Genomic DNA, 16,088 nt, shown 5'->3' with positions numbered 1-16,088 from the left:
CCTAGAAAGGCCCGCGATTCTGCATTGCGGCGAAATGTTTCATACGAAGGAGGCCATCATGGCTCTGGACACGCAGACCGACGTTCTGTCCTACGAGGCGCCCGAGAAGGATCTCTATGAGATGGGCGAAATCCCCCCGATGGGTTACGTCCCCAAGAAAATGTACGCCTGGACCATCCGCAAGGAACGTCACGGCGAGCCGAACACCGCCATGGTCGAGGAAGTGGTGGACGTGCCCCAGCTGGACAGCCACGAGGTGCTGGTCCTGGTGATGGCGGCGGGCGTCAACTACAACGGTGTCTGGGCAGCCCTTGGCAAGCCGATCTCGCCCTTTGACGGCCACAAGGCCCCCTATCATATCGCGGGCTCCGATGCGTCGGGCATCGTCTGGGCCGTGGGTGACAAGGTCACGCGCTGGAAAGTGGGCGACGAGGTTGTGATCCACTGCAACCAGGACGACGGCGACGACGAGGAATGCAACGGTGGCGATCCGATGTATTCCCCCAGCCAGCGCATCTGGGGCTATGAAACCCCCGATGGCTCCTTTGCCCAGTTCACCAACGTGCAGGCCCAGCAGCTGATGCCGCGCCCCAAGCACCTGAGCTGGGAAGAAAGCGCCTGCTACACGCTGACCTTGGCGACTGCCTACCGGATGCTGTTCGGCCATGAGCCGCATGACCTGAAGCCGGGCCAGAACGTTCTGGTCTGGGGCGCATCGGGCGGTCTTGGCTCCTATGCGATCCAGCTGATCAACACCGCCGGCGCCAATGCGATCGGCGTGATCTCGGACGAGAGCAAGCGTGACTTCGTCATGGGGCTGGGTGCCAAGGGCGTTCTGAACCGCAAGGACTTCAACTGCTGGGGCCAGTTGCCCACGGTCAACACCCCGGAATACGCCAATTGGTTCAAGGAAGCCCGCAAGTTCGGCAAGGCGATCTGGGACATCACCGGCAAGGGTGTGAACGTGGACATGGTCTTTGAACACCCCGGCGAGGCGACCTTCCCGGTCTCTACGTTCGTGGTGAAAAAGGGCGGCATGGTCGTGATTTGCGCAGGCACCTCCGGCTTCAACTGTACCTTCGATGTGCGCTACATGTGGATGCACCAGAAGCGTTTGCAGGGATCGCACTTTGCCCATCTGAAGCAGGCCTCGGCGGCCAACAAGCTGATGATCGAGCGCCGTCTTGACCCCTGCATGTCCGAGGTTTTTGCCTGGAACGATCTGCCCGAAGCCCACATGAAGATGCTGCGCAACGAGCATCTGCCGGGCAATATGTCGGTGCTGGTGCAGGCCCCCAAGACCGGCATGCGCACCTTGGCCGAGGTGCTTGACGCGGGCAAGTAATCCGCAGAACACCCGGCGACAGCCTACAGAAAACGTAAGAGCGAATCATTTCAAATGGTTCGCTCTTTTTTTGCTTTTGAAATCTCCCAAAATGAAAAATCAGCGACTTACGTGTCTGTGCCTCACTATTTCAGGGGAAGAAAAACCCGCGAATAGGACAAATTTTGCAAAGAAATTACGTTGGAGGCAGGAATTGGAAAGGCTCAGGGGGCCGCGATGGGAGAAAATGGATGGATTTTGGACGTTCTCGTTGACCTCAGGGAGGTTGCCGCTGCAAAAGGTCTGGGGAGGCTGAGCGACCAGCTGGATATCGCGCTGGATATCGCTTACGCGGAGATCTCCCCAAGAGCAGACGACAACGGTGCGCAATCCTATGGGGAAGAAGGTAGATCTCGACGGCATTCTGGAGGACTTGGATGCCACCACGACTCTTGAGGGTCTCCAGGAGATCACCGAGCGCGTGCGGGATGCCTTTGGCATCGATCACATCGTCTACCACTGGGTCGACAGCGCCGGAGAGCAATACGGCTGCGGTACCTACGACGACGCCTGGGTCCAGCACTACCTCGAGCAGGGTTATCTGCGCACTGATCCGGTCATTATCGGCTGCTACCAGAGGTTCCACCCCGTCGATTGGAAACGGCTCGACTGGTCAACCAAATCCGCACGCATATTCCTGAAAGACGCGCTGGCCCACGGGGTCGGCAATCAGGGGTATTCAATTCCGATTCGCGGGCCGAACGGGCAATTCGCCCTGTTTACCGTCAATCATAATTGCGAGGATGAAGAATGGGCTGAATTTACTGAAAACCACAGTCGCGAACTGATTCTCATGGCGCACTATTTCAATAGAAAAGCGCTGGAATTCGAACCGGATCGTGGACCTGACAAAGCACAGACCCTGTCGCCGCGTGAAATCGACGCACTGACGCTGCTGGCCATTGGGTACAGCCGTGCGCAAGTCGCACAAACCCTGTCGATTTCCGAACATACGTTGCGCGTTTACATCGAAAGCGCACGTTTCAAGCTTGGCGCGCTGAACACCACGCATGCAATTGCGCGGGCCCTTAGTTGCGGCCTGATTGTTGTTTAAGTGGTTGAATAAAAAATAGAATTTAGCCTCGACAATTTATCTAAAGTCTTTGGTTCTTCACTTTCAGGCCGTATTCTGTCCCTGCATTTCAAGCTAAAGGGGACAATGCAAATGCTTCGATACATCTACGGACACGACCTTCACAAATACCCGGAACTGGCCCACTCCATGTTTACGGACCGCGCCGATCAATTCCGCACTCGGCTGGGCTGGGAGGTCAATGTTGATGCCAATGGTGAAGAGCGCGATCAGTACGACGCGCTGGATCCGCTTTATGTGATCTGGGAAATGCCCGACGGCAGCCACGGCGGCTCGATGCGGTTCCTGCCGACCACGGGGCGCGTCATGGTGAACGAGATCTTTGGCCATCTGACTGGCGGTGCGCCCATTGTCAGCCCGCTGATCTGGGAGTGCACGCGGTTCTGCCTGTCGCGCCACGCCCCCTCCCGCGTTGCCGGCGCCTTGATGCTGGGCGGTGGTGAGATCATGCGCAATTTTGGTGTGCGTCATTTTGTAGGCGTTTTCGACAAGCGCATGGTGCGCATATACCGTGCCATCGGCTCCAGCCCCGAGGTACTGGGCACCGAAGGTGAAGGGCGTGATCAGATCAACGTCGGCCTTTGGGAGTTCACGCCCGAAAGCTATGATATGGTGGCGAAACGTGCCGAGATTGCGCCCGAGTTGTCGCGCCTTTGGTTCGAACGTGCCTTTGGGGATGCCGGCCCCGTCGCGCCGATGGCGATGACCGGTTGATTTGCGTTCCTGTTGAATAATCCCTGCTTGTTCCCGGGTCGGTTGCCGCTGGTGCAGCCGACCCACCGGCTGTAATGTCGCGCCATGACACAGCCTCTTATCCAGTTCTCTGATGATCAGGCCACGGCCTATGACAGCGTGACCGCGCTCTTGCGCCAGGCCGGTGTCGACCTGGACGATGGGCTTTTGCACCCGCCGCGCGGCGATGCCGGGGTGATGGCTGTGATCGGCAAGGCCGGGTCGGGCAAAACGCTCCTTCTGGCCGAACTCTACAAAGCGCTGGAACAGGCCGGTGTCGAGGTGGTTTCGGGCGATTACGAAAGCCGCAAGAAGACCGGCAAACGCACCCTTGCGATCCTCGCGCCCACCAACAAGGCCGCCAGCGTCTTGCGCCTGCGCGGGGTGCCCGCGACCACGATCCACCGCATCCTTTATACCCCTGTCTATGACCCCGAATTCGAACGCATCGCCGAATGGCTGGCGGGCAATGGCGACGAGCCAGACATCGAGGGCCTCACCGAAGAGGCGCTGGCCCGTGCTGCCGCCTTTTACGAGCGCAACAAGTCGATCCCCGGCGCCCTGGCTGCCGCTGGTCTGCGCGGATCGGATTTCATCACCGGCTGGAAGCGCCGCGAGGAGCCCCTGGACATCGGTTTTGTCGATGAGGCCTCGATGCTGGACGATCGCCAGTTCGAGGACCTGAAGGAGATTTTCCCGACTCTCCTGCTGTTTGGCGACCCGGCGCAGCTGGCACCGGTGAACCAGTCCGGCGCCATGGTCTTTGACGGGCTGCCCGAGCCGCGCAAGCTGGTTCTCAGCCGCATTCACCGGCAGGAGGCGGACAACCCGATCCTGGACCTGGCCCATGCGCTGGCCGACCCGCAGCTGAGCTTCGAAGACTTCGAGCGCATGGTCGAAGACACTGCCCGCCGCGATCCCCGCGTGGTCTGGGGCCAGCGGGTCGAGGTGGACCTGATGGCGCGCTCTCCGGTGCTGGTCTGGCGCAACGCAACGCGCATCCGGCTGATCAACGCCTTTCGCTCTGTTCATGGCGCGCCCGAGGATGCGCTGATCGAGGGGGAGCCGCTGATCTGTGACGGAATCGAGCTGCCGCTCAAGCACCGCAAGAAACGGCTCGATCTTGAGGCGCGCGGGCTGATCAAGGGCGCGCAGGTGATCTATCTCGGCCCGGGGCGCAAGCCCGGCTTTTCGCGCCTGCATGTGATGGGCGCCGAAGACCCGCAGGTCTCGGCCGCCTCTATCGTGAAGATCGAAAAACCGGACGAGGAAGAGCCGTTCATCCCTTACGCCGCGCGGATGGGGGCGACCTTCCTTCATGGCGCGGCAGTGACCATTCACAAGGCGCAAGGGTCGCAATGGGAGACCGCGCAGGTCTTTGCCCCTGACATTTATGCCGCCGCCCGCATGGGTCGCGTCGAGGCCGGTCAGCCCCTGTGGAAGCGGCTTGCCTATGTGGCGATCACCCGTGCGCAGGAGCGGCTGATCTGGGTGGTGCGCAACCGGCTGGCCAAACCTTCGGGGCCGCTGCGTGTGGATGATCTGCGCGCCGCCCCGGTGGCCGCATTGACACTAGAGGCAGAGGAGGAAGCCGCGATATGAGCCGAAAGACGATCCTGATCACGGGCGCCAGCTCGGGCATTGGCAAGGCGGTGGCGGAACTTTTCCTGACGCAGGGCTGGTCCGTGGGCCTCTTGGCGCGGCGCGCGGACAAGCTGACGGATGTGGCGCTGGGGCATGACAGCGCCTATGTGGTGCCCGCCGATGTGACCGACCCGGTCGCAGTGGATCACGCCGTGAACAGCTTCGTGATGCAGGCGGGGCGGCTCGATGTGCTGTTCAACAACGCCGGAATTTTTACTCCGCCGGGCACCATCGACGAGATCGCGCTGGAAGACTGGCACGCTGCCGTGAACGTGAACCTTACGGGCATGTTCCTCGCCGCTCGGGCGGCCTTCCGGCAGATGCGCCACCAGGCGCCGCAGGGCGGGCGGATCATCAACAACGGCTCCATCGCCGCCCATGTGCCGCGCCCCGGTTCGGTGCCCTATTCGGCGACCAAGGCGGCGATCACCGGCCTGACGCGCAGCCTGTCGCTGGACGGCCGCCCCTTTGACATCGCCTGCGGCCAGATCGATATCGGCAATGCGCGCACGCCCATGGTGGAGGATCTGAGCCATCGTCATTCCATGGCCAACCCCGAAGGCGAGGCGATGCAGACCTTCGCGGTAGAGGACGCGGCGCGCTCGGTCCTGCACATGGCCGAGCTGCCGCTGGAAGCGAATGTTCAGTTCATGACCGTGATGGCGACCAAGATGCCCTATATCGGCCGCGGCTGAGAACGGCAGGGCGGGGCACTCCCGCCCGTCTTCAAGCTGCTTGCGCAGCCCTCATCCCGTTGGGCCCGGCACCGCGCGGGGCGCGCGGTGCGGGTGTGGAGAGGTTTCGGGCACACAGAGAGTTTTGAGGGCTGTCAGGCCTTGATCATGCGAGGCCGTTCTTCACAAGCTCGGCTTTCATCCAGTGGATGTCACTTTGCACGTGGTCTGCGCGCACGTATTTGCCAAGGCGGGCGGCCATCTGAGCTTCTGAAAAAGGGGCGGTCGTTCGGATGACAAAGCCCTCTTGCCGGTCAAAGTCCATTTGCGCGACCAGCTGGTCGATCAGAGGGATTGAAAACGGACCTCGGTAAACTGGTGGGACGCTGGTGATACCGAGTTCGGCAAATCGGGCTTGGGTATCCTCCCAGCTCTGCACCACGTCTCCGAGAATCCATGCAAAGCCCATGAAGTAGGTGGGCAGGGCGTCATAGGCGATGGAATGACGTGCGTAGAGGTATTCTCCGACGATCCGCTCATCCTTGGCCAGTTGCGGCGAGATACCTGCGGCAAAAGCCTTCATCCAATCGCGGGAGGGATGGTATCTGGCGTCCGGGCTGCGCGGGTGACAGCCGCCGGAATGGATGGTGGTGTTCTCGCCATCCATTTTCTCGGTTGCCACGACCTCTGGCGACGCCAGTAGCTGCGACAGATCTGTCATGATCTTGTCGTCAGACGTGGCACCGGGAGAGCTGGGCAGGTGAAAGGTGCGACCGTATTTCGTGGACATGAAAAGAGCGCCTTTGCAAAATCGGTGAATGACCAATGGGGGGGGCGATGGACCGCCTTTAGCCCAGCGTAACGACCATTGGCAGACGGATGAAGGGGGTGTTGCAGCCCTGCTGGCAAGGGTCAGTCATCCCGCCCCGGCTCGTCCGGGTTACTCGAAAACAAGGCGATCTTGTTGCCTTGCGGGTCGCGCAGGTAGCCGACAAAGAACCGGGGGCCATAGGCGGCGCGAAAGCCCGGTTGTCCTTCGTCAGAGCCGCCTGCCGCCAGCGCGGCGGCATGGAGCCTGCGGACCTGGCCTTGGCTGCGCGCCTCGAAGGCGACCATCGCCCCGTTTCCGGGCGAGGCCGCTTCGCCATTGAAGGGAGGTTTGACGTAGAAATCAGGCAGAGTGGGCCGCTGGCCGGGCTGCACCGGCAAGGCATAGCTTAGGCCCTCGGACCCTTCCGACAGCACATAGCCAAGGGCGGGCAGGAAGGCGGAATAGAACTGTTTGGCGCGCGGAATGTCATCAGCACCCACGGTCACATAGGCGATCATGCAATCTGTCCCTTTGCGCGATAGACCTTAGTCCTTGGGTGAAATCTCAAGGGGGGTCCGGAATGAGACCCGACATGCAGGTACGGCACCGTCCGCCTACCGGTCCCGCAGCAGCTGGAAGGCTGCCGAGGCGCCCCAGCCTGCGAGGACGGCGATCACCAGCGACATGATCCCGTAGATGAAGGGCTGTTCGCGCGAGAGCGCATAGAGGAACCGCTCAAGCCCCACCTTGCGCACGTCGATTTCGGTCTCGAAGGACGAGACCACCTGCCCGCCACGGGTCAGGAGGACGCGGGTCGTGTAGGCACCTTCGGTGAGGTTCGCGGGCATGTTGATGGCGGTGCGGAACAGGGTCTGTTGATCGACGGCAACCGTATTGGGGCGCAGGGAATAGAGCCCGTCCTCCTGGCGGATCCGTACCACGGCATCGGCGAACTCCTGGGCACCGCGGATGTTCATCGCCGCCCCGACCGAGAAGATGGCGCGTTCGACCGAAACGCGGTGGCGCAGATCCTCTGTATCGCTGAGCACGGCCCCGAACGGGCCGCTGGTGGCCACGGCGTAGAAACTGGGGGCGGAGTCGACCAGGACGCTGTCGGCGTTGACCCAGATGCCGAGCTTTTTCTCCTTGCGGCGCACCACGACCGGAGAAGAAGGACCTGAGACAGTGACGATCACCTCCAGCGGGTCGGTGTCGGGGATGGGCGTTTCGCGCTTCACCGCGCCAAAGATCAGGATCTCGGAGCCGTCGAAATCGGCGGTGATCGCAACGCGGTTCTGGCTGAGGCCGAGAACGACCTCTTCGCGCGCTTCGGCGGCGGGGAGGGATGTCGCGCCAAGCAGGGCGCAGAGCAGAAGGGGCAGCAGGCGGCGCATCAGTGACCCCCCGCGACGCCGAGCGAGAACAGCTCGTCCGGCATGATGAGAAGGTCGAGGCCCAATTTGCCGCACACGGCCAGGACCATGATCGCCAAAAGGATCCGCAGCTGCTCGGCCTTGAGGTAGGTGCCGATGCGTGTGCCGATCTGGGCGCCGATGACGCCGCCCACCAGCAGCAGCACCGCCAGTACGATATCGACCGTGTAGTTGGTGGTGGCATGCAGCATGGTGGTGAAGCCGGTCACAAGGATGATCTGGAACAGCGAGGTGCCGACCACGACCTTGGTGGGCATGCCAAGGATATAGATCATCGCAGGCACCATGATGAAGCCGCCGCCCACACCCATGATGGCGGCCAGGATGCCCACGGCGACACCGACCAGCACCGGCGGGATCACCGAGATATAAAGACCGGAGGTGCGGAAGCGCATCTTGAAGGGCAGGGCATGGACCCAGCCGCGTTGGCGCCGCACCGGCGCGCCGCCGCCCGCCTTGCGGGATTTGCGCAGGGCATTGAGGCTTTCGACGAACATCAGCCCGCCCACGACGCCAAGAAAGACGACATAGCAGAGCTTGACCAGCAGATCGACCTGGCCGAGCTGTTTGAGGTGGTTGAAGACGACGACACCCAGGGCGGCACCAATCAGGCCGCCGGCCTGCAAGACAAGTCCCATCTTTATGTCGACGGTGCGCCTTCGGAAATGGGCGAGGACGCCGGAAAAGGACGAGGCGACGATCTGGTTCGCTTCGGTTGCAACGGCCACCGCCGGGGGAATGCCGATGAAAAACAGAAGCGGCGTCATCAAAAAGCCGCCGCCCACGCCGAACATGCCGGACAGAATACCCACTATTCCTCCGAGGCCCAGAAGAAGGAAGGCGTTGACCGAGACCTCGGCGATGGGAAGGTAGATCTGCATGAATCAGTTAGAGCGCTTTGCCGGGGCAAAATCAACTGGCTATGCCGCCCCGCAGCATTCAGGACCGATATTCCGATCCGATCTGGACTTATCCGCGATGGGGGCGCTCCCGCGCCCGCAGGTGGTCTGGCTGCGCCAGAGCCCCCTTGGCGGCCTTGGGCGTGGCGCTGCGCCGAGGCGCAGCGCGGCAGCGCCATAGCAAAACCGCCCGGTGCGGCACCGGGCGGTTTCATCGTCAGAACGGAAAAAGGGCAGCTTCAGCGCTCTTTCACGTAAGGCTCACCACCCGCACGGGGCGGGATCGCCTTGCCGACAAAACCGGCAAGGATCACCACGGTCAGGATATAAGGAAGGGCGTCCATCGCCTGCACCGGAATGGTGATGCTGCCAAGTTCGATGTTCTGGAACCGTAGCGCCACCGCCTGCAAAAGGCCGAACAGGAGGCAGGCCCCCATCGCATGCCAGGGGCGCCATTTGGCAAAGATCAGCGCGGCCAGCGCGATGAAGCCGCGCCCCGCCGTCATGTCCTTGACGAAACCGGCCTGCAGGGCCGTTGCCAGATAGGCGCCCGCGATGCCGCACAACAACCCGCAGATCGCGACGGCCGCAAAGCGCAGCCCCACCACGGACACACCGGCGGTATCCACGGCCGCCGGGTTCTCCCCCACGGCGCGCAGGCGCAGGCCGAAGCGGGTGCGGAACAGCACCCACCAGGTGAGCGGTACGCAGAGGAAGGCCGCATAGACCAGGATCGAATGGCCCGATAGCAGTTCGGAGTAGATCTGCTGGATCATGCCAGCCTCGGCGATCAGCTCGGACAGGGGGCGTCCCGCCTCAGCCGCATCGCTGGGACCGATGGCAAAGGGCAGCTCGATCCCGCCAAAGCGTCCCTCGGCCAGCAGCGAGGGCGTGCGCCCGCCCTGCTGGAACCAGTCCTGCGCGATCAGAACGGTCATGCCGGCGGCCAGGAAGTTGATGGCAACGCCCGAGATCAGCTGATTGCCACGGAAGGTGATCGAGGCCACCCCGTGCAAGCCCGCCAGCACCAGCGAGGAGGCGATGCCCGAGAGCAGTCCCAGCCAGACGTTGCCGGTCATTGCAGCGACGGCGGCGGAAAAGAAGGCCGCCATCAGCATCTTGCCCTCAAGGCCGATGTCGAAGACGCCCGCGCGTTCCGAATAAAGCCCGGCCAGACAGGCGAGCAGGAGCGGTGTCGCCAGACGGATGGTGCTGTCCAGCACCTGGATGATTGTCAGGGCATCCATCAGGCTTTCTCCTTCCGAAAGGCAAGGAAGAGTTTTTCAAGCGGCATCCGCACCATGTTGTCGAGCGCGCCGGTAAAGAGGATCACAAGCGCCTGGATCACAACGATCAATTCGCGCGGGATCGAGGTCCAGAGCGCAAGTTCCGCCCCGCCCTGATAGAGGAACCCGAACAGGATTGCGGCAAGGAACACGCCAAAGGGATGGCTGCGGCCCATCAGCGCCACGGCGATGCCGATGAACCCGGCGCCCTCGGTGGAGTTCAGCACCAGACGCTCGGCCTCTCCCATCACGTTGTTGATCGCCATCATGCCGGCAAGACCGCCCGAGATCAGCATGGCGATCATGGTGATCTTCACGGGCGAAATCCCGGCATAAAGCGCGCCGGGTTCCGAATGGCCATAGGCGCGGATCTCATACCCCAGACGCGTGCGCCAGATCAGCAGCCAGACGGCGAAACAGGCGGCCACGGCCACCAGAAGACTGACGTTGGCGGGTGCGGATTTGGAGAAATTGATCCCGAAGGGTGCCAGCAGTTCATGCAGGCTGGGCAGGTGCACCGCCTCGGCAAATCGGGCGGTGGCCGGATCCATGGCGCCAGCGGGCTTCAATACATTGACCAGCACGTAGTTCAGCACCGCAGCGGCGATGAAGTTGAACATGATGGTGGTGATCACGATATGGCTGCCGCGCTTGGCCTGCAGATAGGCCGGAATCGCGGCCCAGGCCGCGCCAAAGATGGCCGCGCCGAGGGTGGCAAAGACCAGCGCGATCGACCAGTGCGGCCAGGGGATGTAAAGGCAGACAAGGGCAACACCAAGCCCCCCCAGCATGGCCTGACCTTCGCCGCCGATGTTGAACATGCGGGCATGGAAGGCCACCGCAACGGCAAGGCCGGTGAACAGGAAATTAGTCGCGTAATACAGCGTATAGCCCCAGCCATAGGTGGACCCCAGGGCACCCGTCACCATCATCTTGACCGCGGCAACCGGGTCTTCGCCGATGGCCAGGATCACAAGGGCAGAAAGGATCGCCGCCAGCAGCAGGCTGATCAGAGGGATCAGGACCACATCGGCCCATTTCGGCATCTTGTCCATTTACGCGGCCTCCCCCGCGACACCGGCCATCAGAAGGCCCAGTTCCTTCTCGTCGGTCTGATCTGCGGCGCGCTCGCCCATGATCATGCCGTCAAACATCACCGCAACCCGGTCCGAGAGGGACAGGATCTCTTCCAGCTCGACCGAAACCAGCAGGATCGCCTTGCCCTGATCGCGCAAGGCAACGATCTGCTTGTGAATGAATTCGATGGCGCCAATGTCGACGCCGCGCGTCGGTTGGCCGATCAGCAACAGATCCGGGTTGCGCTCGATCTCGCGGGCCACGACGATCTTCTGCTGGTTGCCGCCCGAGAAATTCTTGGCGGCAAGCCAGGGATCTGGTGGGCGGACGTCGAATTTTTCCATCTTGGCGGCAGTGTCGGCGCGCAGGGCGGCGTTGTCCATCAACAGGCCGCGCTGGTATTCCGGCGCGTGGTGATAGCCGAAGGCGACGTTTTCCCAAGCGTGGAAGTCCATGATCAGGCCCTCGCGCTGGCGGTCCTCGGGGACATGGGCCACATGGGCGGCGCGGCGTGCGCGCCCGTCCGATCCCGCGCCAGACAGGGGCAGGGGCTGGCCATTCAGGCGAATGCTGCCGGTGCCGGGGCGCATGCCGCCCAGCACCTCAAGGAGTTCGGACTGACCGTTGCCCGCAACGCCCGCAATGCCGAGGATCTCTCCGGCGCGCACGGAGAGGTCGATGCCTTTGACGCGCTCCACGCCTGCCTCGTCGACGACGCGCAGGTTCTCCACCTCCAGGATCGGCTTGCCGGGCTGGGCGGGCACCTTATCGACGCGCAAGAGCACCTTTCGACCCACCATCAGCTCGGCCAGATGTTCGGGGTTGGTCTCGGAGGTCTTGACGGTTGCGGTCATCTCGCCGCGGCGCATGACGCTGACGGTATCCGTGGCTTCCATGATCTCGCGCAGCTTGTGGGTGATCAGGATGATGGTTTTTCCTTCGGCGCGCAGCCGGTCGAGGATGCGGAACAGCTGGTCGGCCTCGGCCGGGGTCAGAACGCCGGTGGGTTCATCCAGGATCAGGATCTCGGCCTTGCGGTATAGCGCTTTGAGGATCTCGACCCGCTGCTGCATGCCGACACCGATCTCGTCGATGCGCTTGTCCGGATCCACGAACAGCTCGTATTCCTCTTCCAGCGCCTTCAGCTCCTTGCGGGCGCGGCGCAGCGAGGGCATCAGAAGCCCGCTGTCCTCGGCGCCAAGGACGATGTTTTCCAGCACCGTGAAATTCTCCACCAGCTTGAAATGCTGGAACACCATGCCGATGCCTGCAGCGATGGCGGCCTGGCTGTCGGGGATCTCGGTCCGTTGGCCGTTGATCCAGATCTCGCCGCGGTCGGCTTTGTAGAACCCGTAAAGAATGCTCATCAGCGTGGATTTGCCTGCGCCGTTTTCACCGATGATCCCGTGGATCGTGCCGGGGGCGACGCTGATGGAGATGTCCTTGTTTGCCTGGACCGGGCCAAAGGCTTTGGAGATGCCTTTGAGTTCAATCGCTGGTGCCGTCATTCTGGCTCCTCAACAGTCTCGTGGAGTGCCCCGGTGGGCCAGAGATCCACGGTATCGGCAGAGCGCTTTGCCGAAAGGGTCATAAAAACCAAACCCGGAGGCGGCGTTCAGGGCAGCCTCCGGGCAGAACTGGCCCCGATCCCGCGCAGTGCGCGGGGCCGGAGCGCGAACTGATCAGAACGTCAGCGCCGGGCAGCTGTCGTCGGACATGTAGTCATGCACTTTCAACTCACCCGAGGCGATCTTGGCCGCAGCATCGTCCACCATGGCCTGCATTTCAGCCGAGACCAGCGGTGCGTTGTTGTCGTCCAGCGCATAGCCGACACCGCCATTGGCCAGACCCATGACCGAGAAACCGGTCTCCATGTCGGGGCCATCGCTGAAGGCCTCGTAGACCGCGTTGTCCACGCGTTTCATCATCGAGGTCAGCACCTTGCCTGGGTGCAGGTGATTCTGGTTGCTGTCCACACCGATCGACAGGATGTCCTCGTCTGCGGCGGTCTGAAGAACGCCAACACCGGTGCCGCCCGCAGCCGCATAGACCACGTCAGCGCCCTGGCTGATCTGCGCCTTGGTCAGCTCGGAGCCCTTCACCGGGTCGTTCCAGGCCGCCGGGGTGGTGCCGGTCATATTGGCGATGACCTTGGCGTCGGGGTTGGCCGCCATCACGCCCTGCGCATAGCCGCAGGCGAATTTGCGGATGAGCGGAATGTCCATGCCGCCGATGAAGCCGACGGTGCCGGATTTCGACGCCTCGGCTGCCATCATGCCGACGAGGTAGGAGCCTTCATGCTCGTTGAAGACGACCGAGCGCACGTTGGGCTGGTCGACGACCATGTCGATGATGGTGAATTTGGTGTCCGGGTAGTCGGCAGCGACCTGGCCCAGTGCGTCGGCAAAGGCAAAGCCTGCCATCACGATCGGGTTCGAGCCTGCTTCGGCAAAGCGGCGCAGGGCCTGCTCGCGCTGGGCTTCGGACTGCAGTTCGATTTCGCGGAAGCTGTTTCCGGTTTCCTCGGCCCAGCGTTTTGCCCCGTTGAAGGCCGCTTCGTTGAAGGATTTGTCGAACTTGCCGCCAAGGTCAAAGATCAGCGCCGGTTCGGCCAGCGCCGCGCCTGCGGTCAGTGCCAGTGCCGCCGATGCGCCCATCAGGGATTTCATCAGGCTCATGTGGATACTCCCAAGTTGTTTTTAATTGTTAAGGCCGGTGCCCGGCCACCCGGCATATAGGTTGTCCGGGAACAGGGTCTAGGTGCGGCAATTTAGCCCGCAGGGCTAGGACAGGGTCAACCGCTTTTTGACCAATCGGTGGAAATCCGGGCAGATGGCCTAACGTAAGCTGCGCCGCATCAGCACGGCATCCACTGCGGGCGCGTCTTTGCGCGCGTAATATCCGGCCCGGCGGCCGCAGTGCGCGAATCCACAGCTCTGGTACAGGGCCTGTGCGGGCATGTTGTCGGCTGCCACCTCCAGAAAGGCTTCGCTTGCGCCGCGCGCTGCGGCCGCGTGCTGCCAGGTGTCCATGGCCCGGCGGGCGAGGCCCTGACGCTGGTGGGCGGGATCGGTGGCGATGGTCAGGAGCTCGGCCTCATCGGCCACGACGCGCACCAGCGCGAAGCATCGCGCATCGCCTGCGGCAAAGGTCAGAGAGCTGTCCAGCAGGGCAGCGAATTCCTCGGCGCTCCAGGGGCGCGACTGGGTAAAGGCCGCCGCATGGGTGGCGGCCATCTCTTCCGGTGTCGGCGCATCAGCCATCGATCAGCTGTGGCGGTACATCGCGTGAGGGGGCTGCATCCGCCGCGCGCAGATAAAGCGGCGCCGGGGGAACTGGCTTTTCGTCCTTGCGCGCCGCTGCAATGCGCGCAATGGCTGCGGCCATCCCCGCGGGGGAGGCCTCTGGCGCAAAGGTCAGCCGGGCACCGCGCGCGGCGTCTTCGGCCTCCTGGCGGGGCATCAGACGCGGTGCCTGATCCGGCAGCGCAGCATAGACCTGATCACGCGGGGCAGGGATTGCGGGCAGGGTTCCCTGCTTGGCGCGCGCCTCGAACCCGTCGATGCCGATGGCGGGAATTTCCAGCCCCAGCGCCAGCCCGCGTGCGGCGGAGACGGCGATGCGGATGCCGGTGAAATTGCCGGGGCCGACACCGACGCCGATGGCGTCCAGATCCGCCCATGTGACGCCGCCTTGCGCCAAAAGCTCTTCCAGAAGCGGCATCAGCCGTTCTGCCTGGCCGCGTGTCATCGGCTCCAGCGCTTCTGCCACAACGGTGTCACCCCGCAGCAAAGCGGCCGCGCAATGCGCGGCCGATGTGTCGAAACCCAGAACCAGCGGTTCGGCGGTCATCTCGTATCCTTTCGTGTCGCTCAGACGGCGACGGGACGGACCTCGGTCACTTCGGGGATGTAGTGGCGCAGCAGGTTCTCGATCCCCATCTTCAGGGTCAGCGTCGAAGAGGGGCAGCCTGCGCAGGCGCCCTGCATGTGCAGGTAAACCACGCCGCGGTCAAAGCCATGGAAGGTGATGTCGCCGCCGTCCTGCGCCACGGCAGGGCGTACGCGGCTGTCGAGCAGATCCTTGATCTGGCTCACAATTTCGCCATCTTCGCCGGTGTGTTCTGCGTGGCCGGATGCTTGTTCGCCGCCTGCGTTGATGACCGGCTGGCCGGACTGGTAATGCTCCATCACGGCGCCCAGGATCGCAGGCTTGATGTGATCCCACTCGACATCGTCCGCCTTGGTGACGGTCACGAAGTCATTGCCGAAAAAGACGCCACTCACGCCCTTCACCGCAAAGATACGGGCGGCCAGGGGGGAGGTCTCAGCCGCTTCGGGGCTTGCGAAATCGGCCGTGCCTGCTTCCAGAACGGTCTGTCCCGGAAGGAATTTCAGCGTCGCCGGGTTCGGCGTGGATTCGGTCTGGATGAACATCTGAGGCCTCCGTTGGTCTGCGAAAGATATGCGCGCGGGGCGCAGACAAGTCAAGGTTTGGAATGGTTCTAAAATGCGCAAAGCCCGTCTGCGCAAGAAAACAGAACATCGGATGCCAGTCCGCGAAATCGCCGGGTGGTGTTCTCAGGTGATGGCTTCCAGCCGGTCCTTGGACAGATCGCCAGGGACGATGGTGATCGGCACGGGCAGGCTGCCCGAAGTCTTGCTGAGCTGGTTGACCAGCGGTCCCGGCCCCTTGCGATCGGTGCCAGCGCCCAGCACCAGAACGCCGATTTCGGGGTCGGCATCGATCTGGGCCAGGATCTCGGGCACGGCTTCGCCTTCGCGGATGACCAGTTCGGGGTCGATGCCCTGCCGGTCGCGCATCCACTTGGCGAAGACCTCGAAATGGGCGTGGATGCGTTCGCGGGCCTCTTCACGCATGACCTCGCCGACGCCGATCCAGTGATTGAACTCATCGGGCGGGATAATCGACAGGATCGCCACGCCGCCGCCGGTGCTTGCGGCCCGCATGGCGGCAAAGCGCATGGCGTTCAGGCATTCGCGACTGTCATCCAGCACAACCAGGAATTTGCGCATCACGTCCCTCCACACTCCC

At 62.9% G+C, this 16,088-nt stretch carries 17 protein-coding genes; 5 read left to right on the top strand and 12 right to left on the bottom strand.

Annotation, left to right across the window (positions count from 1 at the left end; genetic code table 11):
• The first annotated feature begins 58 nt into the window (after positions 1-58).
• The 5 genes from ccrA (at position 59) to AADA15_RS13780 (ending at position 5,548) form a co-directional block, all read left to right on the top strand.
• Entirely contained in the window at positions 59-1,345 is a 1,287-nt protein-coding gene (gene ccrA / locus AADA15_RS13800) for a crotonyl-CoA carboxylase/reductase (protein ID WP_341642136.1), read from the top strand.
• Positions 1,346-1,718: 373 nt separating this feature from the next.
• Positions 1,719-2,438: a helix-turn-helix transcriptional regulator gene (locus tag AADA15_RS13795; RefSeq protein ID WP_341642135.1), complete on the top strand. Its 720-nt coding sequence runs from the start codon at positions 1,719-1,721 to the stop codon at positions 2,436-2,438.
• Positions 2,439-2,549: 111 nt separating this feature from the next.
• Positions 2,550-3,191: an acyl-homoserine-lactone synthase gene (locus tag AADA15_RS13790; protein WP_341642134.1), complete on the top strand. Its 642-nt coding sequence runs from the start codon at positions 2,550-2,552 to the stop codon at positions 3,189-3,191.
• An 84-nt stretch (positions 3,192-3,275) separates the two neighbouring features.
• Complete coding sequence (locus AADA15_RS13785; protein ID WP_341642133.1) at positions 3,276-4,811, top strand: ATP-dependent DNA helicase; 1,536 nt, start codon at positions 3,276-3,278, stop codon at positions 4,809-4,811.
• On the top strand, positions 4,808-5,548 hold the full coding sequence (locus AADA15_RS13780) for an SDR family oxidoreductase (RefSeq protein WP_341642132.1): 741 nt from the start codon (positions 4,808-4,810) through the stop codon (positions 5,546-5,548). Before AADA15_RS13785 ends, AADA15_RS13780 begins: the two co-directional genes overlap by 4 nt.
• A gap of 145 nt (positions 5,549-5,693) precedes the next feature.
• Here AADA15_RS13780 and AADA15_RS13775 read toward each other — a convergent pair whose 3' ends face one another.
• The 12 genes from AADA15_RS13775 to AADA15_RS13720 all read right to left on the bottom strand — a co-directional run bounded on the left by AADA15_RS13775 (position 5,694) and on the right by AADA15_RS13720 (position 16,069).
• Positions 5,694-6,317, bottom strand: coding sequence for an RNA ligase family protein (locus AADA15_RS13775; RefSeq protein ID WP_341642131.1), 624 nt, complete (start codon positions 6,315-6,317; stop codon positions 5,694-5,696).
• 122 nt (positions 6,318-6,439) lie between these two features.
• The gene (locus tag AADA15_RS13770) at positions 6,440-6,856 is read right to left on the bottom strand and encodes a VOC family protein (RefSeq protein WP_341642130.1); all 417 of its coding nucleotides are present in this window, start codon (positions 6,854-6,856) and stop codon (positions 6,440-6,442) included.
• A 96-nt stretch (positions 6,857-6,952) separates the two neighbouring features.
• Positions 6,953-7,732: a TIGR02186 family protein gene (locus AADA15_RS13765; RefSeq protein WP_341642129.1), complete on the bottom strand. Its 780-nt coding sequence runs from the start codon at positions 7,730-7,732 to the stop codon at positions 6,953-6,955.
• Positions 7,732-8,652, bottom strand: coding sequence for a sulfite exporter TauE/SafE family protein (locus AADA15_RS13760; RefSeq protein WP_341642128.1), 921 nt, complete (start codon positions 8,650-8,652; stop codon positions 7,732-7,734). Before AADA15_RS13760 ends, AADA15_RS13765 begins: the two co-directional genes overlap by 1 nt.
• A gap of 257 nt (positions 8,653-8,909) precedes the next feature.
• Entirely contained in the window at positions 8,910-9,917 is a 1,008-nt protein-coding gene (locus tag AADA15_RS13755) for an ABC transporter permease (protein ID WP_341642127.1), read from the bottom strand.
• The gene (locus AADA15_RS13750) at positions 9,917-11,011 is read right to left on the bottom strand and encodes an ABC transporter permease (RefSeq protein ID WP_341642126.1); all 1,095 of its coding nucleotides are present in this window, start codon (positions 11,009-11,011) and stop codon (positions 9,917-9,919) included. Before AADA15_RS13750 ends, AADA15_RS13755 begins: the two co-directional genes overlap by 1 nt.
• Entirely contained in the window at positions 11,012-12,541 is a 1,530-nt protein-coding gene (locus tag AADA15_RS13745) for an ABC transporter ATP-binding protein (protein WP_341642125.1), read from the bottom strand.
• 174 nt (positions 12,542-12,715) lie between these two features.
• Entirely contained in the window at positions 12,716-13,711 is a 996-nt protein-coding gene (locus AADA15_RS13740; RefSeq protein ID WP_341642124.1) for a BMP family lipoprotein, read from the bottom strand.
• A 159-nt stretch (positions 13,712-13,870) separates the two neighbouring features.
• Complete coding sequence (locus tag AADA15_RS13735) at positions 13,871-14,296, bottom strand: GNAT family N-acetyltransferase (protein WP_341642123.1); 426 nt, start codon at positions 14,294-14,296, stop codon at positions 13,871-13,873.
• Positions 14,289-14,885: a tRNA (adenosine(37)-N6)-threonylcarbamoyltransferase complex dimerization subunit type 1 TsaB gene (gene tsaB, locus AADA15_RS13730; RefSeq protein WP_341642122.1), complete on the bottom strand. Its 597-nt coding sequence runs from the start codon at positions 14,883-14,885 to the stop codon at positions 14,289-14,291. Before tsaB ends, AADA15_RS13735 begins: the two co-directional genes overlap by 8 nt.
• 20 nt (positions 14,886-14,905) lie before the next feature.
• Positions 14,906-15,469: a NifU family protein gene (locus AADA15_RS13725; protein ID WP_341642121.1), complete on the bottom strand. Its 564-nt coding sequence runs from the start codon at positions 15,467-15,469 to the stop codon at positions 14,906-14,908.
• A gap of 144 nt (positions 15,470-15,613) precedes the next feature.
• Positions 15,614-16,069, bottom strand: a complete 456-nt coding sequence (locus AADA15_RS13720; RefSeq protein ID WP_341642120.1) for a universal stress protein — start codon at positions 16,067-16,069, stop codon at positions 15,614-15,616.
• Positions 16,070-16,088 lie beyond the last annotated feature (19 nt).

Origin of the sequence: Phycobacter sedimenti, assembly GCF_038148855.1 — a bacterium.
Taxonomy (GTDB): domain Bacteria; phylum Pseudomonadota; class Alphaproteobacteria; order Rhodobacterales; family Rhodobacteraceae; genus Phycobacter; species Phycobacter sedimenti.
This window is presented reverse-complemented; position numbering and strand designations above follow the sequence as displayed.